The sequence below is a fragment of the Kitasatospora sp. NPDC001664 genome (assembly GCF_053596675.1).
This window is the reverse complement of record NZ_JBSFGS010000008.1, coordinates 130645-154830: the sequence shown is the minus strand read 5'-3', so window position 1 is coordinate 154830 and position 24186 is coordinate 130645. Positions and strand designations below refer to the sequence as shown.

General features: G+C 73.7%; 17 protein-coding genes and 3 tRNA genes. 17 read left to right on the top strand and 3 right to left on the bottom strand.

Going from position 1 to position 24186, the window contains the following annotated elements; genetic code table 11:
* Window positions 1-233 precede the first annotated feature (233 nt).
* The 11 genes from ACWCYY_RS13885 to ACWCYY_RS13835 all read left to right on the top strand — a co-directional run bounded on the left by ACWCYY_RS13885 (window position 234) and on the right by ACWCYY_RS13835 (window position 11210).
* Entirely contained in the window at window positions 234-1712 is a 1479-nt protein-coding gene (locus tag ACWCYY_RS13885) for a multicopper oxidase family protein (protein ID WP_380149492.1), read from the top strand.
* Window positions 1713-1914: 202 nt separating this feature from the next.
* On the top strand, window positions 1915-2532 hold the full coding sequence (gene wrbA, locus ACWCYY_RS13880) for an NAD(P)H:quinone oxidoreductase (RefSeq protein ID WP_345287170.1): 618 nt from the start codon (window positions 1915-1917) through the stop codon (window positions 2530-2532).
* A 171-nt stretch (window positions 2533-2703) separates the two neighbouring features.
* Window positions 2704-3189: an AtaL-like protein gene (locus ACWCYY_RS13875; protein ID WP_345287168.1), complete on the top strand. Its 486-nt coding sequence runs from the start codon at window positions 2704-2706 to the stop codon at window positions 3187-3189.
* A 35-nt stretch (window positions 3190-3224) separates the two neighbouring features.
* On the top strand, window positions 3225-3986 hold the full coding sequence (locus ACWCYY_RS13870; protein WP_345287166.1) for a glucose 1-dehydrogenase: 762 nt from the start codon (window positions 3225-3227) through the stop codon (window positions 3984-3986).
* The gene (locus tag ACWCYY_RS13865; RefSeq protein WP_345287164.1) at window positions 3986-5176 is read left to right on the top strand and encodes a transaldolase family protein; all 1191 of its coding nucleotides are present in this window, start codon (window positions 3986-3988) and stop codon (window positions 5174-5176) included. The genes ACWCYY_RS13870 and ACWCYY_RS13865 overlap by 1 nt, the downstream gene beginning before the upstream one ends.
* A 153-nt stretch (window positions 5177-5329) precedes the next feature.
* Window positions 5330-6559 (top strand): 3-hydroxybenzoate 6-monooxygenase, encoded by a 1230-nt coding sequence (locus ACWCYY_RS13860; RefSeq protein ID WP_449796136.1) that lies wholly within the window; start codon window positions 5330-5332, stop codon window positions 6557-6559.
* A gap of 2 nt (window positions 6560-6561) precedes the next feature.
* A complete protein-coding gene (aroC, locus tag ACWCYY_RS13855; protein WP_345287272.1) occupies window positions 6562-7746 on the top strand; it encodes a chorismate synthase in 1185 nt (394 codons plus the stop codon).
* Between the two features lie 123 nt (window positions 7747-7869).
* Window positions 7870-8952: a CE1758 family FMN-dependent luciferase-like monooxygenase gene (locus tag ACWCYY_RS13850; RefSeq protein ID WP_345287160.1), complete on the top strand. Its 1083-nt coding sequence runs from the start codon at window positions 7870-7872 to the stop codon at window positions 8950-8952.
* Window positions 8949-9563, top strand: coding sequence for a CE1759 family FMN reductase (locus ACWCYY_RS13845; RefSeq protein WP_345287158.1), 615 nt, complete (start codon window positions 8949-8951; stop codon window positions 9561-9563). Before ACWCYY_RS13850 ends, ACWCYY_RS13845 begins: the two co-directional genes overlap by 4 nt.
* 67 nt (window positions 9564-9630) lie before the next feature.
* On the top strand, window positions 9631-10578 hold the full coding sequence (locus ACWCYY_RS13840) for a glutathione S-transferase family protein (RefSeq protein ID WP_345287157.1): 948 nt from the start codon (window positions 9631-9633) through the stop codon (window positions 10576-10578).
* A 302-nt stretch (window positions 10579-10880) separates the two neighbouring features.
* The gene (locus ACWCYY_RS13835) at window positions 10881-11210 is read left to right on the top strand and encodes a hypothetical protein (protein WP_345287155.1); all 330 of its coding nucleotides are present in this window, start codon (window positions 10881-10883) and stop codon (window positions 11208-11210) included.
* A gap of 142 nt (window positions 11211-11352) precedes the next feature.
* Here the strand turns inward: ACWCYY_RS13835 and ACWCYY_RS13830 are convergent, their stop codons facing one another.
* Window positions 11353-12288, bottom strand: a complete 936-nt coding sequence (locus tag ACWCYY_RS13830) for an EamA family transporter (RefSeq protein WP_345287153.1) — start codon at window positions 12286-12288, stop codon at window positions 11353-11355.
* A gap of 121 nt (window positions 12289-12409) precedes the next feature.
* Between ACWCYY_RS13830 and ACWCYY_RS13825 the strand changes: the two genes are divergently transcribed.
* Together ACWCYY_RS13825 and ACWCYY_RS13820 are read left to right on the top strand one after the other, a co-directional pair.
* Window positions 12410-13375, top strand: a complete 966-nt coding sequence (locus tag ACWCYY_RS13825; RefSeq protein ID WP_345287151.1) for a DUF1906 domain-containing protein — start codon at window positions 12410-12412, stop codon at window positions 13373-13375.
* A 143-nt stretch (window positions 13376-13518) separates the two neighbouring features.
* Window positions 13519-15177, top strand: a complete 1659-nt coding sequence (locus ACWCYY_RS13820) for a long-chain fatty acid--CoA ligase (protein ID WP_345287149.1) — start codon at window positions 13519-13521, stop codon at window positions 15175-15177.
* Between the two features lie 87 nt (window positions 15178-15264).
* Here the strand turns inward: ACWCYY_RS13820 and ACWCYY_RS13815 are convergent, their stop codons facing one another.
* Window positions 15265-18522 carry a PAS domain-containing protein gene (locus ACWCYY_RS13815; RefSeq protein ID WP_449796135.1) on the bottom strand — a complete coding sequence of 1086 codons (3258 nt, stop codon included), beginning with the start codon at window positions 18520-18522 and terminating at the stop codon, window positions 15265-15267.
* A 202-nt stretch (window positions 18523-18724) separates the two neighbouring features.
* Here ACWCYY_RS13815 and ACWCYY_RS13810 point away from each other — a divergent pair.
* From ACWCYY_RS13810 to ACWCYY_RS13800, 3 genes are all read left to right on the top strand, one after another.
* Window positions 18725-18815: transfer RNA gene (locus ACWCYY_RS13810), tRNA-Ser, on the top strand.
* A 124-nt stretch (window positions 18816-18939) separates the two neighbouring features.
* A tRNA-Arg gene (locus tag ACWCYY_RS13805) sits at window positions 18940-19015 on the top strand.
* Window positions 19016-19054: 39 nt separating this feature from the next.
* A tRNA-Arg gene (locus ACWCYY_RS13800) sits at window positions 19055-19130 on the top strand.
* Between the two features lie 67 nt (window positions 19131-19197).
* Here the strand turns inward: ACWCYY_RS13800 and ACWCYY_RS13795 are convergent.
* Window positions 19198-20358, bottom strand: coding sequence for a globin domain-containing protein (locus tag ACWCYY_RS13795; RefSeq protein WP_345287146.1), 1161 nt, complete (start codon window positions 20356-20358; stop codon window positions 19198-19200).
* A gap of 416 nt (window positions 20359-20774) precedes the next feature.
* Here ACWCYY_RS13795 and ACWCYY_RS13790 point away from each other — a divergent pair, with 416 nt between their 5' ends.
* The gene (locus ACWCYY_RS13790) at window positions 20775-24089 is read left to right on the top strand and encodes an Ig-like domain-containing protein (RefSeq protein ID WP_449796134.1); all 3315 of its coding nucleotides are present in this window, start codon (window positions 20775-20777) and stop codon (window positions 24087-24089) included.
* Window positions 24090-24186 lie beyond the last annotated feature (97 nt).

Sequence of the window (24186 nt, the reverse complement as noted above, 5' to 3'; positions counted from 1 at the left end):
CTGACACAGAGTCACGTTCGGGGACGACCTGACGGCTTTTGACCCCCACTCCGTCACGCATCGTTGATTGTCATGCTCACCATGCCATTTTGCCTGTCAATCAAGCAGCTGACATGGTCTCGAACCTGCGTTTGATAGGTCGTACGGAGAATCCGCACGCTTCCCAGTGGATGATCGAACTGGTCGTCCGAGCCTAGTCGACGCGCCGTCGACGCAACGGGAACGGGGAACCGATGCTGTCACGTAGGAACGCGCTCAAGGCCGGAGCGATCACCACGGGGGTGGTCGGGGCGGCCGGACTGGCCAGCCCGGTGTTCGGCTCGCGGGCCGCCGAGGCCGCCGAGCCGGGGGCGGGCGCGGTGCCCGGTGCGATCGGGGCGCCGGCGGTGATCCCGCAGTTCGCGGTCCCGCTCACGGTGCCGCCGGTGCTCTCGCCGCTGCTCTCCAGCGGCACCACCGACTACTACCTGGTCACCATGAAGAAGGTGCTCAAGGAGGTCGTGCCCGGAAAGCAGACCGAGTTCTACGGCTACAACGGCCTGGTGCCCGGGCCGACCATCAGGGCCAGGCGCGGCACCCGGGTGGTGGTCCGTCAGACCAACCAGCTGGACGTGCCGGTCTCGGTGCACCTGCACGGCGCCGACGTCCCGATGGACAGCGACGGCTCGCCGATGGACACCATCGCGCCCGGGGCCAGCAAGGTGTACACCTACCCGAACAACCAGCGGGCCACGACGCTCTGGACGCACGACCACGCGCACCACGTCGAGTCGGAGAACGTCTACCGCGGACTCTCCTCGGTCTACGTGATCAACGACGACGCCGAGCAGGCGCTCGGCCTGCCCTCCGGCGCCTACGACGTGCCGCTGGTGATCCGGGACGGCCGCTACGACGAGAACGGCCAACTCGTCTACGTCATGGACGACTTCATGAACCGCACCACCATCACGGTGAACGGTTCGCCGTGGCCGTACTTCCGGGTGGCGGCCCGCAAGTACCGCTTCCGGATCGTCAACTCGGCCAACGTCCGCTTCCTCCTGCTCAACCTCTCCGACGGCAGCGCCTTCACCCAGATCGGCTCGGACGGCGGCCTGCTGGAGCGGCCGAACGTGACCCCGGTGCTGGCGGTCTCGCCCGGGGAGCGGGCCGACGTCGTGATCGACTTCTCCCGCTACCCGGTCGGTACCCAGCTGGTGCTGCAGAACGCCCTCGGGCCCGGCCCGGCCGACCAGGTCGGGAAGGTCATGCGCTTCGACGTGGTCAGGACCGCCGCCGACGGCTCCACCGTGCCGGACCGGCTGACCACCCTGCCGACCCCGCCGCCCGCCACCGCGAACCGCAGCTTCGAGCTGCGGATGGACGAGGACGGCCGGCCCGACCCGCGGGCCACCATCAACGGGCAGACCTACGACCCGGCCCGGATCGACGTGCGGATCCCCTGGGGCTCGACCGAGGTCTGGACCGTCAGTAACACCAACACCCGTGCCCCGCACAACTTCCACCTGCACCTGGTGCAGTTCCGCGTCCTGGAGCGCAACGGCACGCCGCCGGCCGCGGCCGAGGCCGGGCTCAAGGACACCGTCCAGGTGCTGGCGGGGGAGACGGTCAAGCTGCTGGTCACCTTCAACAGCTACCGCGGCGTCTTCCCCTACCACTGCCACATGTTCGACCACGGAGCGATGGGGATGATGGGGCAGATGGAGATCTACTGACACCTCCGGGAATCCGCCGGAGGACTTCCGCGGAACCGGACGGACTGACGGACCGGGCCGCCGTCAGTGCCAAGTCGCCACAAGGTGATGGAGTGGGCCGCTCACGGTTGCCGGTCGGTGCGCCCGCGCGGGAGAGTCGTGCGCGTCGGGGGAGGCCCCGGCCGCCCCGCAGGACGGACCCACCGGGAATGGAGTAGCGACCGTGACCAACGTCGCCATCATCTACTACTCGTCCACCGGCCACGTCCACAAGCTGGCCGAGGAGGCCGCCTCGGCCGCGGCGAAGGCGGGGGCCGAGGTCCGGCTGCGCAAGGTCGCCGAGCTCGCCCCGGCCGCCGTGGTCGCCGCGAAGCAGGAGTGGGCGGACCACCACGAGGCGACCAAGGACGTGCCCGTGGCCACCCTGGCCGACCTGGAGTGGGCCGACGCGATCCTGTTCGGCACCCCGACCCGCTTCGGCCTGCCGGCCGCCCAGCTCAAGCAGTTCATCGACACCACGGGCGGCCTGTGGTTCCAGGGCAAGCTGGTGAACAAGGTGGTCTCCTCCTTCACCTCCACCTCCACCCTGCACGGCGGCCAGGAGAGCACCCTGCTGGCGCTGAACAACACCTTCTACCACTGGGGCGCCGTCATCGTCCCGCCCGGCTACACCCACGAGGTGCAGTTCGCGCCGACCAACGGCAACCCGTACGGCACCAGCCACGTGTCGAACAACGGCGTGGGCACCCCGAACGACGAGAACCTGGCCGCGATCGGCCACCAGGCCCGTCGCACGGTCCGGATCGCCGCAGCCCTGAAGGTCGGCCTCGCGGCGTCCTGACGGACCGTCACCACCCGGCAGCGCAGCGGATGCGGAATTCCCGTAATCGCTGCGCTGCCCGCTTTTCGGGCAGCTGACGAAGTCAGGGGACCCTCATTGCCGCAGTCCAGAGGGCTGGCCCAGAGTTCTCGAAAGGAGAACGGTTCGAATTACCCGGCGAAGGGGCAGCGGATGTCGACGGTGACGATCTCCTGGACGGTACCGGTCAATTCCGGGACGACGTCCGGGCCAGCACGGATGGACGCGCACGGGCTGTGGAGCCAGTTGATGGCCAAGGCCGAGAATCCCGTCCCCTACGTTCCCGCGATCACCGAGTGCACCGTACTCGACCGCTTTCCCGGCGGATTCCACCGGAGCATCGTCCGGGACGGCCGCACCGTGTTCCAGCGCATCGAGATAGAGCCCGGTGACGAGATCGTCTACCGCCAGCCCGGCGACCCGGAGATCCAGGCGATCAGCAACCGGATCGACCGCACCGAGGACGGCTCGCTGGCGCTGACCATCTCGGTGGACCTGGCTCCCGAGGGGGTCGAGCGAGCCGTCCGGGAGAGCAGGTTCCTGGAGGCCGCGGACGCCTACTTCACCGATGCGCTGCGCGCCGCGATCGACGAGATCCGGGCCACCGTCGGGACCGTCGAGCTGATCAACGCCGCCTGAACGACCGGTACTTGCACATCCACAGGAGGAACCTGATGACCGCACGATTCGACGGCAAGGTCGCCCTGGTCACCGGTGGCGGGTCCGGCATCGGCCGTGCCACCGCGCTGGCCTTCGCCCGGGAGGGCGCCACCGTGATGGTGGCCGGCCGCGAGCCGAGCGAGCTGCGGGAGACCGTGGCCCTGATCGAGGAGGCGGGCGGCAAGGCCGACTGCATCCGCGCCGACGTCACGCACGGCATGGACGTCATCAAGCTGGTGCAGTCCACCGTGGATCGGCACGGCGGCCTGCACATCGCCTTCAACAACGCCGGTGTGATGGGCCGTCCGAGCCCGCTCGCCGAGGTCTGCGAGGCGGTCTGGGGCGACATCCTGTCCACCAACCTCACCGGTGCGTGGCTGCTGATGAAGCACGAGATCGCCCACATGCGCGAGCACGGCGGCGGCGTCATCGTGAACACCGCGGCCAACATCGGCATCCACGGCCGGATCCCCGGCTTCGGCGCCTTCGCCGCCTCGAAGGCCGCGCTCTCCACCCTGACCCGGACCGCCGCCCGCGAGTACATCAAGGAGGGCATCCGGATCAACGCGATCAGCCCCGGCACGGTCGACACCGACCAGGGCCGCCGCTACAACGAGACCGAGGAGCAGCGGGACGAGCGGGTCCGCAACGGCGTCCCGATCGGCCGGGTCGCCCGGACCGAGGAGATCGCGGACACCGTGCTCTGGCTCTCCGGCGACGAGTCCAGCTTCGTGGTCGGCCACGACCTGGTGCTCGACGGCGGGGCCACCGCCTGATGACGGGCATCCTGCGGCGGCTCTCCGAGGAGGGCGTCTCGCTCTGGTTGGACGGCCTCGGCCGCGACCGGCTGGCCGACGGGGGCCTGGCCGCCCTGGTCGGCGACCGGTCCGTGGCCGGGGCGCTCGCCGCGCCCGGGACGGGCCCGGCGTACCACCAGCAGCTGGCCGAGCTGGCCGCCCGGGGTGCCTCCGCGACCGTCGCGCTGCGCGAACTGACGGTCCGTGACCTGCGGCGGGCCTGTGAACTGCTGGACCCGGTCCACCGGTGCACCGCGGGCCTGGACGGTCTGGTCTCGGCCGCCGTCGACCCGGCCTTCGCCCGCGGCACGCTGGCCGCGCTGGCCGAGGCGCGGACCCTGCACCAGGCGGTGGACCGCCCCAACCTGCTGGTCGAACTGCCGGCCACGACCGAGGCGCTGCCCGCCGTCACCCGCTGCCTGGCCGAGGGGATCGGCGTGCACGTCTCGCTGGTGCTCTCGCCCGAGCGGTACGGCCAGGTGCTGGAGGCCTTCGTGACCGGCCTGGAGCTGGCCGCCGAGCAGGGCCGGGACGTCTCCCGGATCAACTCGGTGGCCGAGGTGCCGGTCGGTCTGCTGGACGCGGTGGTGGACCACGCGCTGGAGGCGGTCGGCACCGAGGAGGCCAAGGCCTTCCGGGGCCAGGCCGGTCCGGCGCTGGCCCGGATCGCCTACCGGCGCTACGAGCGGGAGTTCGGCTCGGAGCGCTGGACGGTGCTGGCCGCGCTCGGCGCCCGGCCGCAGCGCCTGCTCTGGTCCCGCACCGAGGTGCGGGAGCCCTCCGGGCGGCGCGGCACCCGCTACGTGGACGAGCTGGTCGCGCCCAACTCGGTGACCGCGGTCACCGAGGCGACCCTGGCCGAGGTCCGCGACCACGGCCGGCCGGCCCCGGCCCAGCGGTTCGCCGCCGGGTACGCCGACGCCGAGCGGGTGCTGGGCTACCTGGAGTGGTTCGGCCTCGACCTGGCCGGGCTGCTCACCGAACTGGAGCGGGAGGCCCTGGCCGGGCTGCGCCGGACCCGGACCGAACTCCTGGAGTCGGTACTGGCACGGCTCACCGAGGCCAGGGCCGCCCGGGCCGCCGCGGACGGAGCCGCTCCTGCCGGGGCGGCTCCCGGCCCGGCCCCGGACGGCCCGCTGGGCCACGAGCCGGCGAGGGCGCGCCGATGACCCAGACCGCCCCGACCGCCAACGCCTCGGACCACCCGTCCCGCACCGACCGCACCTTCCCCGGATCCCACCGGGAGCTCCACCGGCTGTTCGGTCCCTGAGCGGGATCCGACGGACCGTCAACCCGACCAACCCGAAAGGCAGAACAGCCAGATGGCGAAGATCCTGATAGCCGGCGGTGGCATCGGCGGTCTGGCGACCGCGCTGAGCGTCTCCCGCCAGGGGCACCAGGTGGTGGTGCTGGAGGCCCGTGACACCTTCACCGAGCTCGGCGCCGGCATCCAGCTGGGCCCGAACGCCTTCCACGCCCTGGACGTGCTGGGCGTCGGCGACGAGGTCCGCTCCCGCGCCGTGCACATCGACGAGCTGCGCTTCATGGACGGCACCACCTCCGAGCTGGTGGCCACCATGCCGCTGACCGGCGGGTACCGGGAGCGCTTCGGCAACCCGTACGCGGTGGTGCACCGGATCGACATCTACGCCCCGCTGCTGGACGCGGCCCGCGCCTCGGACGCGATCGAGCTGCGCACCGACTCCCAGCTGCTGAGCTACCGTCAGGACGCCGAGGGCGTCACCGCGGTGCTGGCCTCCGGGGAGGAGGTGCGGGGCGAGGCGCTGATCGGCGCCGACGGCATCAACTCCTTCGTCCGCAAGCAGCTGGTCGGCGACGGCTTCCCGAAGGTCTCCGGGCACACCATCTACCGCTCCGTCATCCCGATGGAGAAGGTGCCCGAGGAGCTGCGCTGGAACACCGTGACCCTCTGGGCCGGCCCCAAGTGGCACTTCGTCCACTACCCGATCGGCGGCGGCAAGTACTTCAACCTGGCCGCCACCCGGGACGACGACGCCCAGGAGGCGGTGATCGGCGCCCCGGCCGAGAAGGACTTCGTGCTGAACGAGTTCCCCGACCTGGGCGAGATCCCGCGCCGGCTGCTGGAGCTCGGCGAGGACTGGAAGGCCTGGGTGCTCTGCGACCGCGACCCGGTCGAGAAGTGGACCGACGGCCGGGTGGTGCTGATCGGCGACGCCGCGCACCCGATGCTCCAGTACGCCGCCCAGGGCGCCTGCCAGGCGGTCGAGGACGCGGTGGTGCTCGGCCAGGTGATCGGCACCGAGGCCTGCGAGTTCCCGCAGCGCTTCGAGAAGTTCAACGGCGAGCGCCGCGAGCGCACCGCCGCCACCCAGCTGGTCGCCCGGGAGATGGGCAAGCAGCTGTACCACCCGATCGGCGAGGCCGCCAAGGCCCGCAACGCGCTGCTCGCCTCGCTCACCCCGGAGCAGCTGCACGACAAGGTGCAGTGGCTGCACGGCACCCGGGTCGGTGACGGCACCGTCATCGAGCCGCCGGTGATCGGCCGTCGGGCCGCCGGCGAAGGCCGGTGACCGTGGGCGGGCTGCGCTGGCTGACCGCGGGCGAGTCGCACGGTCCGGCCCTGCTGGCCACCCTGGAGGGCCTGCCGGCCGGCGTGCCGGTGACCACCTCGGCGGTGGCGGACGAGCTGGCCCGCCGCCGCCTCGGCCACGGCCGGGGCGCCCGGATGGCGTTCGAGCGGGACGAGGTCACCCTGCTCGGCGGCGTCCGGCACGGCGAGTCCATCGGGAGCCCGGTGGCCGTCCTGGTCGGCAACACCGAGTGGCCCAAGTGGGAGCAGGTCATGTCGGCCGACCCGGTCGACCCGGAGGTCCTCGCGGGCCTGGCCCGGAACGAGCCGCTGACCCGGCCCCGGCCGGGCCACGCCGACCTGGCGGGCATGCAGAAGTACGGCTTCGACGAGGCGCGGCCGGTGCTGGAGCGGGCCTCGGCACGGGAGACCGCGGCCCGGGTCGCGCTCGGCGCCGTGGCCAAGTCCTTCCTGCGGGCCGCCGCCGGGATCGAGGTGGTCTCGCACGTGGTCGGTCTCGGCCGGGCGACCGCCCCGTCCTGGCTGTCCCCCAAGCCGGAGGACCAGCCGTACCTGGACGCCGATCCGGTCCGCTGCCTGGACCCGGAGAGCTCGGCCCGGATGGTGGACGAGATCGACCGGGCGCACAAGGACGGCGACACCCTGGGCGGCGTGGTCGAGGTGCTGGCGTACGGCCTGCCGGTGGGCCTGGGCTCGCACGTGCACTGGGACCGCCGGCTGGACGCGCGCCTGGCCGCCGCCCTGATGGGCATTCAGGCGATCAAGGGCGTGGAGGTCGGCGACGGCTTCGACCTGGCCCGGCTGCCCGGCTCGCAGGCGCACGACGAGATCGTGCCCACCCCGGCCGGCATCCGCCGGGCCTCGGCCCGGGCGGGCGGGGTGGAGGGCGGCATCTCCACCGGCGAGGCGCTGCGGGTGCGGGCGGCGATGAAGCCGATCGCCACCGTGCCGCACGCGCTGCGCACGGTGGACGTCCGCACCGGCGAGTTCACCCCGGCCCACCACCAGCGCTCGGACGTCTGCGCCGTCCCGGCGGCGGGCATCGTCGCCGAGGCGATGACCGCCCTGGTGCTGGCCGAAGCGGTGCTGGAGAAGTTCGGCGGCGACAGCGTCGCCGAGACGAGCCGCAACGTGCGGGGCTACCTGGACGCGATGGCCATCCGCTGAGCCGCGGGCCCGGCCCGGAGGCTCGTCCTCCGGGCCGGGCCCGCGCGGCAGTTGACGAAGTATCGGGCCGGGCTTTCCCGCCCGTTCCCGCGAGCACCCACGATTGTCGGTATGGAGAGAGACATGCAGTTCGGTCTGTTCACCGTCGGCGACCTGACCGCCGATCCGTCCACCGGGCGCCCGCCGACCGAGCAGGAGCGGACCAGGGCGACGGTCGCCATCGCCCGCAAGGTCGAAGAGGTCGGCCTGGACGTCTTCGCCACCGGCGAGCACCACAATCCGCCGTTCGTCACCTCCTCCCCGACCACGCTGCTGGCGTACATCGCCGCGCAGACCGAGCGGATCATCCTCTCCACCTCCACCACGCTGATCACCACCAACGACCCGGTGAAGATCGCCGAGGACTTCGCGGTCCTCCAGCACCTGGCCGAGGGCCGGGTGGACCTGATGATGGGCCGCGGCAACACCGGCCCGGTCTACCCCTGGTTCGGCAAGGACATCCGCCAGGGCATCCCGCTGGCGATCGAGAACTACGCGCTGCTGCACAAGCTCTGGCGCGAGGAGGCGGTGGACTGGAAGGGCCGCTTCCGCACCCCGCTGCAGGGCTTCACCTCGGTGCCCCGGCCGCTGGACGGCGTGCCGCCGTTCGTCTGGCACGGCTCGATCCGCAGCCCCGAGATCGCCGAGCAGGCCGCGTACTACGGCGACGGCTTCTTCGCCAACCACATCTTCTGGCCCACCGACCACTTCCGGAAGCTGATCGAGCTCTACCGGACCAGGTACGCGCACTACGGCCACGGCCGCCCCGAGCAGGCCTACGTCGGCCTCGGCGGGCAGGTCTTCATCGGGAAGAGCTCCCAGGACGCGATCAAGGCGTACCGCCCGTACTTCAACAACAGCGGCGTCTACCGCGGCGGGGTGCTGGAGGACTACCTGGAGGCCACCCCGCTCACCGTGGGCAGCCCGCAGCAGGTGATCGAGAAGACCCTGACCTTCCGCGAGCACTTCGGCGACTACCAGCGCCAGCTGTTCCTGATGGACGGCGGCGGTGCCCCGCTGAAGGTGGTGCTGGAGCAGCTGGACCTGCTCGGCGAGCACGTGCTCCCCGAGCTGCGCAAGGAGTTCGCGGTCGGCCGCCCGGTGGACGTGCCGGCCGGTCCGACCCACGAGGCCCGGGTGGCGGCGGCCGGGCGGGCCGGGCGGTGAAGCGCCTGGTGGTCGTCTCGGCCGGGCTGAGCGAGCCCTCCTCCACCCGGCTGCTGGCCGACCGGCTGGCCGAGGCCACCGCCCGCCTGACGCCCGTCGGGGTGCGGGTGGTGGAGCTGCGCGAGCTGGCCGTGGACGTGGCCAAGAACCTGGTCAGCGGATTCCCGACGCCCGCGCTGCGGGAGGTGCAGGAGGCGGTCGCGGCGGCGGACGCCCTGATCGCCGTCACCCCGGTGTTCACCGCCTCGTACAGCGGCCTGTTCAAGTCCTTCTTCGACGTCCTGGAGAACACCGCGCTGACCGGCAAGCCGGTGCTGCTCGGCGCCACCGGCGGCTCCACCCGGCACTCGCTGGCGCTGGAGCACGCGCTGCGTCCGATGTTCGTCTACCTGCGCGCCGTGGTGCTGCCGACGGCGGTGTACGCCGCCTCCTCGGACTGGGGCGCGGGGGTGGAGAGCGGCACCGAGGAGCTGGCCGGCCGGATCGACCGGGGCGGGGCCGAGCTGGCCGCCGCGCTGGGCGCGCCCACCGCGCCGTCATCGCACGGGTCGTCCTCCGAGGACGAACTCGTGCCGTTCGCAGAGCAGTTGGCCGCACTCGGCCTGGAGTGACAGCGCGGCGACCGCGCACCGACCGCGCACCGACCACGCGGTGACCGCACACCTGGAGGGGACTGGCATGACCACCGAGCAGAGCGAGGCCAAGGAGCACGTCCGGGCTCCGCAGCACTTCACCACCCGGCTCACCGCGGACGGCAGCGGCGACGGCGACGTCAAGGCCGAGGCCGACCGGTACCGACTGGTGGTCAGCCGGGCCTGCCCGTGGGCCCACCGGGTGGTCATCACCCGGGAGTTGATGGGTCTTCAGGACGTCATCTCGCTGGCCGTCACCGACCCGGTCCAGGAGATGATCGAGGGCGAGTACCACTGGGTCTTCACCGAGGAGAACGGCGACGCCGGCGGCGTCGACGAGGTGCTGGGCATCCACGCGCTGCGGGAGGCCTACCTGGCCGCCGAGCCGGACTACACGGGCGGCGTGAGCGTGCCGGGCCTGGTGGACACCAGGACCGGCTTCCTGGTGAACAACGACTTCGCCAACCTCACCCTCGACCTGGGCACGGAGTGGAAGCAGTGGCAGCGCGAGGGCGCTCCCGACCTCTACCCCGAGCACCTGCGGGCGGAGATCGACGCGATCAACGAGATCGTCTACGAGGAGGTCAACACCCAGGTGTACCGGGCGGGTTTCTCGCCCAACCAGGCCTTCTACGACCAGGCCGTGCGGGTGCTCTTCCGCCGGCTGGACGCGCTGGAGGAGCGGCTGCGCGAGCAGCGCTACCTGGTCGGCGACGCCTTCACCGAGGCGGACATCCGGCTCTGGACCACGCTGGTGCGCTTCGACGCGGTCTACCACGGCCACTTCAAGTGCAACATCCGGAAGTTGAGCGAGTACCCCGCGCTCTGGGCCTACGCCCGGGACCTGTTCCAGACCCCCGGCTTCGGCGAGACGGTGGACTTCGAGCACATCCGCCGGCACTACTACGCGACCCACGACAACATCAACCCGACCCGGGTGGTGGCGGTCGGCCCGGACCCGGAGCTCTGGCTCACCCCGCACGGCCGGGGCTGACGGGCGCGGCGCGCGGCGTGTCGGTGCGCGCCGGGCGGTGGCTCTTCGGAGCCGCCGCCGATCGGGGGAAGCCGCTGGTGAAGGCCGGTGCGCCTGCCCACGAACCGGGCGTCCACGGACTATGCGGCGGGTCGGCGAGATCACGCTAACGGGCGAAAACCCCTCCAGATACTGGCACTTTGTCGATTTGTTAAGGAAACCTGTTCCTCGGCGTCGCAGCCCGCAGGAGCTCGTCTGGCCGCGAACTCCCGCACGCAGTACCCGAAGTGCAGTTATCTGTGCGGTTATCTGGAGGCTTCACCATGGTTCGCTCTCGCACCACCCGACTGGTCGGCCTGCTGGCCGGCGCCCCGCTCGCCGCCGGCCTGCTGCTCGCCTGCGCCGGCACCGCGTCGGCCGACAACGGCGCGCTGGCCGGGCAGGGTTCCAACAGCAGCGTGGTGTCCAACGTCGGCAGCGGGAACATCTTCGGAACCGTGAACGGCAACTACAACTCGACCCAGCAGGTGGCCACCGGCTCCGGCGCGTCGAACCAGAACAACAACCTGCAGGCCAAGGACAACACCGGCTTCATCTTCAGCGACCAGGGCAACCGGGACTTCAACTTCGTCTTCGCGCCGGTCTTCCACTGACCGGTCACCGGGCCGGGGTGAGCTGAGCACCCCGACGCCCGGCCTCCCAGGAGTGGGAAGGGTCACTCGCTCCCGAGAGAACGCACCGTGGGCGGTGCCGCATCGCGCGGCACCGCCCACGGGCGCGTCCGGCGCGCGCCGTTCAGTGACGGCTCGTCAGGGTGGCGCCCAGGCTCGCGGCCACCACGCAGGCGATCCCGGCCAGTTGGACCGCTCCGAGCAGCTGGCCGAGCACCAGCAGGCCCATCAGCGCGCTGACCGCCGGCTCCAGGCTCACCAGCACGCTGAACACCCGCTGCGGCATCCGCCGCAGCGCCGTCATCTCCAGCGCGTACGGGATCACCGGCAGCAGCAGCGCCACCCCCGCCGAGGCGGCCAGCAGCAGCCAGGGCGACTCGGCCGAGGAGAGCCCCGACCAGGCCCCGCCGAGCCCGACCGGGGCCAGCAGCACGGCGCCGACCGCCATCGAGACCGCCAGCCCCTGGAAGCCCTGGAAGGCGGCGCCGACCTTGTCGGTCAGCAGGATGTACCCGGCGTAGCAGGCGGCCGCGCCGAAGGCGCAGAGCAGGCCGACCGGGTCCAGCCCGCCGCCGTGCCCGCCGCCCTCGCCGAGCAGGGTGAGCAGCGCCACTCCGCCGCCGGCCAGCAGGGCCCAGAGCAGGTGCGGCAGCCGCCGGGAGAAGGCCAGTGCCACCGCGAGCGGGCCGAGGAACTCGATGGTGGCCGCGGTGCCCATCGGCAGGCGGTCCACCGCGCCGGCGAAGAGCAGCGTCATCCCGGCCGAGGCCGCGCCCAGCAGGGCGGTGGCCCCCAGGTCGCGGGCGCTGCGGCCGCGCAGCCGGGGGCGGGTCAGCGCGAGCAGCAGCACCGCCGCGAAGGTGATCCGCAGGAAGGTGGCGCCGCCCACGCCGAGCTGGCCGAAGAGCGGCTTGGAGAGCGCGATGCCCAGCTGGACGGTGAACATCGCCACCACGCAGAGCAGGGGCGCGGGAACGCGGGCGGTGCGGCCCCCGTACGGGGGAGCGGTGCTGGTGGCAGGGGTGGTGGCCGCGGGGGCGGCGAGGTCGGCGGTGGACATCCAAGGAGTGTGACGTAAGGACCGCAGCCCGGGCAAACCCATGACAGGCCGGGTGCGAACGGGTGAACTTCGCGGCCGGGCGGCTGTTCCGCCTGACGGTTGGTCAGGTATCCCGGTTGTGATGCGCTACCTGGCCCCGGCCGCCCTCACCGTCTCCTCGCTCGTGCTGCTGGTCGCTGCCGAGGGGATGCCCGCCGCCGCCCCCGTCGCCGAGGCCGTGCCCGTCGCGGCGCCGGCCGCCGTGCCCGTCGCCAGCGTGGTCCCGGCCAAGGCCCCCGCCGCCTCCCCCTCCCGCTCGGCCGCCCCCTCGCCGCGGCCCGTGGTGATCCGCGGCACCCGGCTGACGGAGAGCCGCACCCGGCGCTCCCTCGCCCCGGCGGAGGTCTTCACCGGCGGCGGCTTCGACGCCTGCACCGCGCCCCCGCTGGAGACCATGCGGGCCTGGAAGCGGGACTCCCCGTACGGCGCGGTGGGCATCTACGTCAGCGGGAGCCAGCGCGGCTGCTCCCAACCCCGGCTCACCGCCGACTGGGTCCGCGAGGTCCGGGCGATGGGCTGGCGGCTGATCCCCACCCACGTCGGCCTGCAGGCCCCCTGCGCCGCCCTCGGCGGCAAGCCCCGCCGGATCGACCCGGCCGCCGCCGTCCGCCAGGGCAAGGAGGAGGCCGCCGAGGCGGCCGCCGCGCTGCGTGCCCTGGGGCTCGGCCCGGGCAGCCCGGTCTACCTGGACATCGAGTCCTACCCGCGCGGCGACCAGCGCTGCGCCCAGGGCGTGGTGGACTTCACCCTCTCCTGGACCAGGGCCCTGCACGCCGCCGGATACCGCTCCGGCTTCTACTCCAGCACCGACTCCGGCATCGCCGACCTGGCGGCCGCCGCGAAGGCCGGGGCCTCCCCGCTGCCGGACGCGGTCTGGTACGCCCGCTGGGACGACAAGGCCGACACCACCTCCACCACCGCCCTGACCTCCGGCCAGTGGTCCCCGCACGCCCGCGTCCACCAGTACCGCGGCAACACCACCGAGACCCACGGCGGCGCCACCCTCTCGATCGACCACAACAGCGTGGACGCCCCGGTCGCGGCCTGACGACCCGTCGGGGCCGGGGCGTGACCTTCGTCGCTGACGGTCCATTCCCTTGACGACGGAATCCGGGACAAGCAGCATCTCACTACCCGCCAGTAGTCACTGGCGCGATTGCTCGTCCCCCCGCCCGGTCAAGGAGGACCCGCGTGTTCAGCACCATGCAGGACGTACCGCTCACCGTCGCCAGGATCCTGACGCACGGATCGACCCTGCACGCCGCCTCCACCGTCTCCACCTGGGACGGCACCGGGCCGGTGGTCCGCACCTTCGGCGAGGTGGGCGCCCGCGCCGGGCAGCTGGCCCACGCGCTGCGGGACGAGCTCGGGGCGGGCGAGGAGTCCGTCATCGCCACCCTGATGTGGAACAACGCCGAGCACCTGGAGGCCTACCTCGCCGTCCCCTCGATGGGCGCGGTGCTGCACACCCTCAACCTCCGGCTGCCCCCGCAGCAGCTGGCGTACATCATCAACCACGCCGCCGACCACGCCATCCTGGTCGACGGCAGCGTGCTGCCGCTGCTGGCCGGCGTGCTGCCGCAGCTCAACCCGACGCTCCGTCACATCGTGGTGAACGGCCCCGGCGACCGCTCGCTGCTGGACGGCTTCGCCGGCCGGGTGCACGACTACGAGGCGCTGATCGCCGACCGCCCGGCCGACTACCCCTGGCTGACCGACATCGACGAGCGCCGGGCCGCCGCGCTCTGCTACACCTCCGGCACCACGGGGGACCCGAAGGGCGTGGCCTACAGCCACCGCTCGGTCTACCTGCACTGCCTCCAGGTGCTCTCCGCCGACAGCTTCGGCATGAGCCAGCGGGACACCGTGCTGCCGGTGGTCCCGATGTTCCACGTGAACGCCTGGGGCAAGCCGTACGCCGCCTTCATGTCCGGCGCCAAGCTGCTGATGCCGGACCGCTTCCTCCAGCCCAAGCCGCTGGCCGAGATGATCGAGCGCTGCCGGCCGACCGTGGCCGCCGCCGTGCCGACCATCTGGAACGGGCTGCTGGACGAGCTGGACGCCGGCTCCTACGACACCTCCAGCCTGGCAATGGTGGTGATCGGCGGCTCGGCCTGCCCGCCCGCGCTGATGCGGGCCTTCCAGGAGCGCCACGGCATCCGGGTGGTGCACGCCTGGGGCATGACCGAGACCTCCCCGCTCGGCTCCTTCGGCCTCCCGCCGGGCGGGCTGACCGAGGAGGAGGAGTGGCCGTACCGCTACACCCAGGGCCGCTTCCCGGCCTCGGTGGAGGCCCGGCTGATCGGCCCGGCCGGCGAGCGGATGCCGCACGACGGCGTCTCCGCCGGCGAGTTGGAGGTGCGCGGCCCGTGGATCGCGGGGGCGTACTTCGGCGGCGCGGGGCAGGAGCCGGAGCGCCCCGAGGACAAGTTCAGCCCGGACGGCTGGCTGCGCACCGGTGACGTCGGCACCATCACCCCGGACGGCTACCTCACCCTGACCGACCGGGCCAAGGACGTGATCAAGTCCGGCGGCGAGTGGATCTCCTCGGTGGAGCTGGAGAACCACCTGATGGCCCACCCGGAGGTGGCCGAGGCCGCCGTGGTGGCGGTGCCGGACGAGAAGTGGGGCGAGCGCCCGCTGGCCACCGTGGTGCTGCGCCCCGGCGCCACCGCCGGCCTGGCCGAGCTGCGCGCCTTCCTGGCCGGGCGGGTGGCGTCCTGGCAGCTGCCCGAGCGCTGGTCGCTGGTCGAGGCGGTGCCGAAGACCTCGGTCGGCAAGTTCGACAAGAAGGTGATCCGCGCCCAGTACGCGGCCGACGAGCTGGACGTCACCACCCTCGGGAAGTGACGCCGGGTCGGCGATGACGGGGCCCGGACCGCGTGCGGCGGTCCGGGCCCCGTCCCGCGTCGGCGTCCGTGCGGGTGCCGGTGCCGGTCAGCGCTCGGCGGCGGCGGGCTCGGCCAGCGAGCCGATCCGGGCCAGCAGGTCGACGATCCGGGCCTGCACCTCGTCGGAGGTGGAGCGCTCGGCCAGGAAGAGCACCGTCTCGCCGGTGCGCAGCCGGGGCAGCGCCGCCGGGTCGAGGTCCACCGAGGTGTAGACGACCAGCGGGGTCCGGTGCAGGCGGTCGTTGGCGCGCAGCCAGTCCAGCAGGCCGAGCCGGCGGCGGCGGATCTGGAGCAGGTCCATCACCACCAGGTTGGGCTGCACGCTGCTGGCCCGGGAGACCGCGTCGTTCTCGTCGGTGGCGTGCTCCACGTGCATGCCGCGCCGCTCCAGACCGCCGATCAGCGCGGCGGCCACGTCCGGGTCGGACTCCACCAGCAGCACCCGGGGGGCGTGGTTCTCGCTGTCCTTGGGGGCCAACGCCCGTAGCAGCACGGCCGGTTCGGCTCCGTACGCGGCGTCCCGGGTGGCCTGGCCGAGCCCGGCGGTGACCAGCACCGGCACCCGGTTGTTGAGCGCGGCGGTGCGCAGCGACTGGAGTGCGGTGCGGGTGATCGGGCCGGTCAGCGGGTCGACGAAGAGCGCGGCGGGGTAGCCGGGGGCCTCGGAGTCGACCTCCTCGCGGGAGCGGACCGTGACGGGCAGGAAGCCCCGGTCCTGGAGCGCCCGCTCGGTGGCCGGCTCGGGCTCCGGCCAGACCAGCAGGCGGCGCGGACCGCCGTCCACGGCGGGCACCACCACGGTCGGGGACTCGTCCGGGACCTGGCCGGACGGGCCCGCCGCCAGCGCGAGTTCGGAGGTCGGCCGGGGCGGGGTGCGGGGCGCGGGGGCGGCCGGCACCAGCGCGCCGTCCTGCCGCACGCCCTCGGACGCACCGGCCTCCGGCCCACCGGCCCCCGGCGCACCGGTGCTCGGTGCCCCGGTGTTCGGCGTACCGGTGTTCGGTGCGCCGGCGCCGGGCGCGAGCCCGTCCGCCGGGGCACCGCCGGCGGTGAGCGCGGGGAGCGCGGCGCGCTCCGCTCCGCCCGGGCCCGCGGGCTGCTGCGGGAAGGCGTTCGGGAAGGCCCCCGCGAAGCCGCCGCCCATCGGGCGCGGCGGGGCCAGCTCGCCCAGCCCGGTGCCGACCGGCTGGGGCGGCCCGGACTCGCCCGCGGGCACCAGGTGCGCGGTCGGCGGGACCGACGGGGGCTCAGGGAGGGCCGGGGGGAGGGCGGGTGACGAGCCGTTGGGAGCGGCGGGCAGCTCCAGCGCGCCCCGGGCCGCCTCCGGCTCGGAGCCGGACCGGTTCCCCTCGTCCGTCCGCTGCCCCTGGCTCCCCTGGCCGGCCTGGGCGGGCAGGGCGAGCCGGCGGCGGCGCCCGGTCGGCGGGGTGGCGGTGGGTTCGGCGGTGGGCTGGGCCTCCGTCAGGGAGCGTTCCAGACCGGGGTAGACGGGCGTGCCCGGGTCCGGCACGCCCGGCAGTGCGAGCGCCTCCCCGGGGGTGGGGGCGGGGGCACCGCGCCGGCGCCGCCCGACCCGGCCGCCTTCCTCGGCGGGTGCGGCCTCGGGGGCCGACGGCGCGTCGGAGCCGGGGCCCAGCGCGATCGGGGTGCGGGCCTGCGGCTCCCCGTCCTTCGCGGGCTCCTCCCCGTCCGCCTCCGCGCGGTCGGCGGGCCTCCCGGCGGGCTCCCCGCCCCGGGCCTCCTCGGCGGGCGGCACCTCGGGGAGGTCCGGCAGCATCGCCGTGTCGGTCTCCTTGGGGACGCTCGGCCTGGTCCGGTGCAGGGCGGCGGTGGCCGGGTCGAGCGGCAGCTCCACCACGTACGTCGTACCGCCGCGGGCCGGCAGGTCGTGCCGCTGGAGCACCCCGCCGTGCCGCTCGACGGTGCCCCGGGCGATCGGCAGGTGCACGGGGTTGGCCGCCCGGGCCGGGCCGCGCACCTCGATCCGGGCCACCTCGCCGCGCTGGGCGGCGGCCAGCACCACCATCGGGGCCTCGCCGGTGTCGCCGTCCAAGGAGAGCGCCACACCGCTGACGTCCGCCACCAGGTGGGCCAGCGCCCGGGCCAGCCGCTCCCGGTCCGCCACCACCTCGACCGAGGCGGCGTGCACCGAGTACCGCACCCGGCCCGCACCGACCAGCTCGCCGGCCTGCTCGACCGCGCGCTTGACCACCTCGTCCAGCGGCACCGGCTCGCGGTCCAGCTGCTCCCGCCCGGACTCGGCCGCCACCTCGAAGCGCTGGTGGTCCAGCACCCCCTCGATCAGCGTGCCGAAGCGGCGGCACTCGTCGGCCAGCCGCCGCAGGGTCCAGTTGGCCTCGGGCCAGAGCGAGCCGGCCGGGTCCTCGGCCAGCCCGTCGATCCGGCTCCGCAGGTCCTCCAACGCCCCGCCCAGCTCGCTCTCCAGAACGGCCGTCAGGTGCTCGTTGCGGGCGATCAGGGCCAGCTCCCTGGTCCGGTCGGTGAAGGTCATCACCGCGCCGACCAGCTGGTCGCCGTCCCGGACCGGGGCGGTGGTGAGGTCCACCGTCACCGGGGTGCCGTCCTTGCGCCAGAGCACCGCGCCGCGCACCCGGTGCTTGCGGCCGGAGAGCAGGGTGTCCAGCAGCGCCGAGCCCTCGAGCGCCAGCGGAGTGCCGTCGGCCTGCGAGTGCTGGACCAGCGGGTGCAGCTCGCGGCCGCCCAGCTCACTGGCCCGGTAGTCCAGGATGTGCGCGGCGGCCGGGTTGACCAGCACCACCCGGCCGTCCAGGTCCACCCCGAGCACGCCCTCGGCGGCGGCCCGCAGGATCATCTCGGTCTGCTTGTGCTGGCGGCGCAGCTCCGCCTCGACCCCGAGCCGGCCGCTCAGGTCGCGCACCAGCAGGAGCAGCAGCTCCCCGGCCGAGGAACCGCCGTCCGGATAGAAGGTGTAGCCGGAGCCGCCCCGGCCCTCGCCCTCGTCGGTGAAGTCGTTGCCCGAGACCTCGACCGGGAAGGTGGTCCCGTCGGTCCGCCGGGCGGTCATCCGCACCGGGCGGTCCAGGCCCTCCGGCTCGCGCGGGGCCGGGCGCATCGAACCGGGGATCCGGCTCGGGTCGAACTCCGGCAGCAGGTCGAGCACCCCGCGTCCGACCAGGGAGGTGCCGGGGGTCTGCATCGCCTGCACGGCAGCGGCGTTGGCGTCGACCACGGTGCCGTTGCTGTTCACCAGCAGCAGTGCGTCGGGCAGCGCGTCGAGTATCGCGGCGAGGCGAGCAGCGCCTCGGATCGGCCTGCTGCTCATGTCGACAGGTCTCCTCACGGCTTGCGTCACGGCGTGCGACCGGCGGCTCGCGCTCTCTCGGGAGACTGGAGTATCTCATTCTTCTTTGCACCGCGGACGACCCGCCCAGTATCGTTGGCGGCGGTTGGTGTCGGGGCCCCAGGCTGTGGCATCATCACACTCGCACGGAGTGCACCGGCTTCGCCGGTGCGGTCCCTGTGGAGGAGGCTTCGCCTAGTCCGGTCTATGGCGCCGCACTGCTAATGCGGTTTCGGGGTTATTCCTGATCGAGGGTTCAAATCCCTCAGCCTCCGCTCAACCGGGAGCCCCGGCGGTCACTGACCGTCGGGGCTCCTGTGTCGTACCCCCGGGGCAATCGATTTCGCCCCAGGTCGCGGGTCATGTAATGTTGTCCCCGCAACGCCCCGCCAGGGGCAAGCGCTCATAGCTCAACGGATAGAGCACTTGACTACGGATCAAGAGGTTGCAGGTTCGAATCCTGCTGAGCGCACCACGCACCACCGCTTCGCAGCCCGCCAGTTGGGCCGCGCAAGCGCTCATAGCTCAACGGATAGAGCACTTGACTACGGATCAAGAGGTTGCAGGTTCGAATCCTGCTGAGCGCACCAGACGAGAGGGCCCCGGGAGATCCCGGGGCCCTCTCGCCGTTCCCGGCCCACCCGCCTCCGGGGTCCTTCAGGGTCCGAGGAACCACTCGGCCGAGCTGAGGTGCCCGTCGGGCCGGGTGGCCGGTGGGGCCGGATCGTGGCGGATCAGCTCCGGTTCGGCGTGCAGCCCGGTGAGCAGACGGGTGAGTTCGGGGGCCATGGCCGGAGGCCCGCTCAGGTAGACGTCGTGGCCGGACCAGTCGCGGGCCCGGCGCAGCCCGGTGCGCAGCAGTGCGGCCGCCTCCTCGGGGCCGGCCCCCCGCTCGGGTGCCGCCAGGACCACCTCCAGCCAGGCGTGCCGGGTGACCAGCGCGGTGACGCCCGCCAGGTCGTACTGGTCGTCGTCGTCCCGGGCGGCCAGGAAGACGGTGGCCGGGCGGGCCGGGCCCCGGGAGAGCTGCTCCAGCAGCGCTTTGACGGTGGCCCAGCCGGTGCCGCCGGCCACCGCCAGGACCGGCCGGTCCGAGCCGGGGTCGAGAACGGTGGAGCCGAGCGGCGCGCCGAGCAGCAGCCGCTCGCCGGGCAGCACGTCGTTCACCAGCACCGGGCTGAGCGTCCCGCCGGGCACGCGGCGCACGTGCAGCTCCAGGGTGCCGTCCGGGCGCGGGGCGTTGGCGATCGAGTACGGGCGCCACAGCCGCGGCAGCCGGGGCGAACTGAGGGTCAGGTACTGGCCGGCCGCGTACGGGTAGGGCTGGTCGGGGCGGAGGGTGAGCACCACCACGTCGGCGGCGGCCCGCCGACGGTGCGTCACCTCGGCCTCCCACCAGGCGGGTGCTCCGGCGTCGGACTCGGCGGCCTCGATCATCGTCTGCGAGACCACCGTGTACGCCTCGGTCCAGGCCTTCTCCACCTCCTGGGTCCAGGACCGGCCGGAGAAGTGCCGCAGCGCGGCGATCAGGCTGGCCCCGACGGCGGGGTAGTGCTCGGCGGCGGCGCGGTACTTGCGGTGGTCCCGGCCGAGCCCCCGCAGGTACTCGGTGAGCCGGGCGGGCTGGTCGAGGTGGAGCACCACCTGCGCGAGGGCGCGGAAGAGGCGGTCGCGCTGCGCGGTCAGGTCGGCGGGGAAGTGTCCGCGCAGACCGGGGTTGTGTGCGAACAGGTGGACGTAGAAGAACCGGACCAGCTGGTCGGCCCGGCGCTCGACGACGGCGAAGCTGGCGCGCAGCAGCGCGGGGTCGAAGGACACTGCGCTGACTCTACTCAACCGGAGATTTATTCGAACGGAAATCGGTGACGAATGGTCAGGCAAGGCTCCCTGACGTCCGGTTGGCGGACAACTCCGACGGCTGGAACCGGTGCGCGTGGGGTAAGTCGGAGACTGCCGGACGAGTGACCGCCAATCGGGTTGCAGTGGGACGTTCCCCGCAGTGTCACGGTATGACGGACTCCATGTCGTGATTCCGTTTTGTCGGAACTTATGCCCGCCGTGCCCGTTCGCGGCCGACACCGAAGGAGAGCCGGATGAGCCGACAGTTCCGTTCTGCCGACACGCCGTCAGCCGCCCGCTCGGGCCGGTGCGCCGCACCTGCGGCGGAGGTCGCCTCCGGGAGGGCAGGGGGGAGCGCCGGCCGGAGGTCGGGAATCGGGCGGAGAATGGCGGCGGTGCTGGCCACCGGGCTGCTGCTCGGCTGGAATTCACCGCTGCTGGCCCCGGCCGCGGTCGCGCAGCAGACCCCGGACTCCTGGTCGGCCGAACGCCGCGCCGCGCTGCCCTCCGGACTCCGGGTCCAGCTGGATTTCTCCCCCCTCCCCGGAATCACCGCCAAAGGCGGTGCCGGAAAGCTCGCCACCGGTGGCGGCGGATACTCCGACGGGCTGCGCGGCGGAGATCCGGCCACCGCGTTCGAACTCGGCGCGGAACGGCCCACCACGGACGGTTCCTGGCGCACCCTCGGCACCCTCCAGCTCTCCTTCTCCGGCCCGGTCCGCAATCCCCGGCTGCACCTCAGCGGCCTCTCCGCGCTGGCCGGCGGAAGGAACGGGTCGACCTCCACGGTGAGCCGGCTGACCGTCACCGGCGGCAGCCCGAGCGCCCCCAGCCTGGTCGCCCGCACCGACTGGCCCGGCTGGACCGTCACCGACAACGCCCTCACCCCCGCGGGCTCCGGGGAGACCGGCCCCGAGGCCGGGCCCGGGCAGGGCAGCCTCGAACTCTCCGGCACCGTCTCCACCGTGACCTTCCGTCTGGAGCAGCGCAGCACGGCGTCCGGCTCCGCCCCCGCCCCGGGGCCGCTCCGGCAGGCGTACACGGTGACCCTGGACGAGGGCGTGGGCAGCGCGCCCCAGGGCTACACCAACGCCTCGCACCTGGTCTCCGACCTCTTCCTCGGACGCACCGCCACCGGCGCGGCCCGCCCCGGCACCGCCACCGTGGCCCGGCCGCTGGTGCCGGAGGGCCCGGCCGGCCCGCAGGAGCCCGAGGCCCTGCTCGAACGCTCGCAGCCGATGGTCGAGTTGGACGGCGGCGAGTCCCGCCGCAGCGCCTTCGAGCGGCCCACCGCGCCCGGCACCCCCCAGCCCGGCCGGGGCGACTACCAGGGCCCCGACCCGACCGTGGTCTTCCCCGCCGAGGCCGCGATCGGGCGCTACTACGAGGCCACCGTCCCGGTCGCCGCCGCCTCCGGGCCGGCCACCCTGGCCGGCTGGATCGACTTCGACCACAACGGGAAGTTCGACGCCCCCGAGCGGGTGCAGGCCGAGGTGGTCCCCGGCGCGAAGAGCGCCCGGCTGGAGTGGATCGTGCCCGGCAACGCGGCCGCGGGGGAGGCGTGGGCCCGGCTCCGGCTGGCCCACGCCGCCGCCCAGGTGGTCAACCCGGGCGGCTTCGCCGACTCCGGCGAGGTGCTCGACCAGAAGGTCCGGCTCACCGTCGGTGCCGCCCGCCCCGAGCTCACCAGCCCGGTCAGCGGCAGCGTGCTGGCCGAGGCCCGCCCGGAGATCCGCGGCGAGGCGGGCGTCGCCGGCGCCACCGTCGCGGTGCTGGAGGGCGAGCGCGAGCTCTGCCGCGCGGCCGTCGGACGGGACGGCGGCTGGGTCTGCCGCCCGGACCAGCCGCTCCCCGCCGGGGAGCACGTCCTGGTCCCGGTGGAGACCACCCGGGGCGGGCTGGTGCTGCGCGGCGAGGAGATCCGACTCACCGTCAAGACCGATCCGCCCTCGGCCCCGCAGTTGACCCTCCCCGAGTACACCAACGACCCCGGTCTGCTGCTCACCGGCACCGCCGACCCCGGCACCACCGTCTCCGTGGTCGACTCCCCGGCCGCGCCCGGCGCCGGGCGGATCGCCGGCGAGCTGTGCAGCACCGCCGTGGCCGCCGACGGCACCTGGTCCTGCCTCCCGGTGGAGAACCTCGCCGACGGCCGTCACCAGCTCACCCCCTCCGCCTCCGACGCCGCCGGCAACCGCACGGCCGGCAAGCCCGCCGCCCTGGTGGTCGACACCGTCGCCCCGCCCCGGCCCTCCCTCGGCTCCCCGGCGGCGGGTGCGGTCCTCGACACCACCCGACCCCGCCTCACCGGCCGCGCCGAGCCCGGCTCCACCGTGACCGTCACCGCCCGGCCGCGGGCGGCGGGGGAGCGGTTCGTGCTCTGCACCGCCGTCACCGGGGCGGACGGGGCCTGGAGCTGCACCGCCGCACGTGACCTGGCGGCGGGCGACTACGCGGTGGTGGTCACGGCCACGGACCGGGCGGGGAACACGGCTTCGGCCAACGCGGCCGACCTGACGGTCCGTCCGCCGGCGGAGCCGTCGCCGTCGCCGTCGCCGTCGCCGTCTCCTTCGCCTTCGCCCTCCGCTTCGCCTTCGGTTGTGCCCACGCCCACGCCCACGCCCACGCCGTCGGTCTCGGTGGTGCCGTCGCCGTCCGCCTCCGCCTCGGCCTCTCCCTCGGTGGCCGCCCTTCCGTCGGTCCCGTCCTCGGCTTCTCCCTCCCGGCCCGCCGTGGGGCCGTCGGCGTCGGGTCCGGCCGACACGCCGTCGCCGTCCGTCCCGGCCAGCGCCCTTCCGCTGCCGTCCGGTTCGCCGTCGCTGCTGCCGACCGTGCCGGCCTCCGTACGGCCCACGCCGTCCGGTGAGCCGTCCGAACCGCCGTCCACCGGACCGGTGTTGACGCCGGACGAGCTGGCCGCGATCGTCCCGATCGTGGTGCCCGGCGGCGGTACGGACCCGGCCGTACCCGAGCCGTCCCCGTCGGCCTCGGCGTCCCCTTCGGCCTCGCCGTCGGCCTCCGCCCCCGCATCCGCGTCGGCCTCGCCGTCCGCAGCGCCTTCCTCGTCCGCATCCGCAGCTGCTTCGGGTTCGCCGTCGTCGGCTCCGGCGTCCGCAGCCGTGTCGGCCCCGCCTTCGGGGTCCGTACCGTCCGCCTCGCCCGCGCCGTCGGCCCCCGCTTCGCCGTCGGCGTCGCCGTCCGGGTCGGCGACTGTGGCTGCGTCACCTTCGGTGTCCGCCGCGGCCGTTCCCTCGGTCTCGGCCTCGCCGTCCACCCAAACGGAACAGGGCAGCCCGGTCTCCCCGCCGCCGTCGGGTCCGGCCGCCGCACCCGCGGTGGAATCAGCCCCCCCGGTCGTGTCGGCTTCGCCAACGGCCGCCACAACCTCTCCGTCGTCGTCGGCCTCGCCTTCGGGCGCCCCCTCGGGTACGCCGTCGCCGTCCCCCTCCACGGCGGGGCGACCCGCCGTCACCTCCGCGGCGGGGCAGCCGGGGGCCGCCGATGCTCCGGCGCCTCCGCCGAGCCCCGAGCCCTCGACGTCCGAGACGGGCCCGGAGGAGCGGAACCTCGCCGCACCGCCGGTCGGGGCCCAGAGCGAGGCCGAGAGTTGGCGGAACGGTGCGTTCGGGCTGCTGCTCATGCTGACGGCGCTCGGTCTGCTGGCCCGGCGGGTGCTCAGCCGGGGCAGTGGCGGCCGACGACGCCGCTGAGCTGCGGAATCTGACGGCGCGTCGCCCGACGCGCCGTCAGATATGCTCGACACGCCGCGCCGCAAATGTCGCATTTGATGACTTATCAACCTAGCCT

Excerpts from the sequence above, each read along its gene's own strand:
- ACWCYY_RS13885 (WP_380149492.1), top strand. The coding sequence starts at position 234 with ATGCTGTCACGTAGGAACGCGCTCAAGGCCGGAGCGATCACCACGGGG.
- ACWCYY_RS13875 (WP_345287168.1), top strand. The coding sequence starts at position 2,704 with ATGTCGACGGTGACGATCTCCTGGACGGTACCGGTCAATTCCGGGACG.
- ACWCYY_RS13870 (WP_345287166.1), top strand. The coding sequence starts at position 3,225 with ATGACCGCACGATTCGACGGCAAGGTCGCCCTGGTCACCGGTGGCGGG.
- ACWCYY_RS13865 (WP_345287164.1), top strand. The coding sequence starts at position 3,986 with ATGACGGGCATCCTGCGGCGGCTCTCCGAGGAGGGCGTCTCGCTCTGG.
- ACWCYY_RS13860 (WP_449796136.1), top strand. The coding sequence starts at position 5,330 with ATGGCGAAGATCCTGATAGCCGGCGGTGGCATCGGCGGTCTGGCGACC.
- ACWCYY_RS13850 (WP_345287160.1), top strand. The coding sequence starts at position 7,870 with ATGCAGTTCGGTCTGTTCACCGTCGGCGACCTGACCGCCGATCCGTCC.
- ACWCYY_RS13840 (WP_345287157.1), top strand. The coding sequence starts at position 9,631 with ATGACCACCGAGCAGAGCGAGGCCAAGGAGCACGTCCGGGCTCCGCAG.
- ACWCYY_RS13835 (WP_345287155.1), top strand. The coding sequence starts at position 10,881 with ATGGTTCGCTCTCGCACCACCCGACTGGTCGGCCTGCTGGCCGGCGCC.
- ACWCYY_RS13830 (WP_345287153.1), bottom strand. The coding sequence starts at position 12,288 with ATGTCCACCGCCGACCTCGCCGCCCCCGCGGCCACCACCCCTGCCACC.
- ACWCYY_RS13825 (WP_345287151.1), top strand. The coding sequence starts at position 12,410 with ATGCGCTACCTGGCCCCGGCCGCCCTCACCGTCTCCTCGCTCGTGCTG.
- ACWCYY_RS13815 (WP_449796135.1), bottom strand. The coding sequence starts at position 18,522 with ATGAGCAGCAGGCCGATCCGAGGCGCTGCTCGCCTCGCCGCGATACTC.